Raw genomic sequence first — 370 nt, 5'->3', positions numbered from 1 at the left:
CTTCAGGCGAAGATTTTGCGCGTTATTCAGGAAAAGAAATTTGAAAAAGTCGGCTCCGATATTACGGTTACGGTGGACGTGCGCATTATTACGGCGACAAACAAGGACATAGACGACCTTGTTCAAAAAGGCAAATTCCGAAGCTCCCGTACGTTGCCAGGCCAAGAATAGGCAAGCATGGCCTGCATGGCGTCCTGCGTAAACCCGTCAAATTTCTTATTGTTCTGATTCATGTAAAAATCAAGAAAATACCGCGCCAATTCCGGGATATCCTCGGGACGGCTTCGCAGAGGCGGAATATAAATGGGCAGGACGTTAAGGCGGTAATACAGGTCGCTTCGGAATTTGCCTTTTTGAACAAGGTCGTCTA

The 370-nt window shown here is 47.0% G+C and carries 2 protein-coding genes; one reads left to right on the top strand and one right to left on the bottom strand.

Annotated elements, in window-relative coordinates; genetic code table 11:
* Positions 1-15 precede the first annotated feature (15 nt).
* Positions 16-171, top strand: coding sequence for a sigma 54-interacting transcriptional regulator (locus ACYVTD_RS17950; protein ID WP_461248971.1), 156 nt, complete (start codon positions 16-18; stop codon positions 169-171).
* On the opposite strand, the gene ACYVTD_RS17945 is transcribed toward ACYVTD_RS17950, so the two are convergent.
* Positions 123-370: AAA-type ATPase lid domain-containing protein (locus ACYVTD_RS17945; RefSeq protein WP_461248970.1), on the bottom strand; the 248-nt coding region annotated here is incomplete at its 5' end. The genes ACYVTD_RS17950 and ACYVTD_RS17945 overlap by 49 nt on opposite strands.

This window comes from Treponema sp. R6D11, assembly GCF_054786075.1.
The sequence above is the reverse complement of the archived record's forward strand: the minus strand, read 5'-3'. Positions and strand labels throughout refer to the sequence as shown.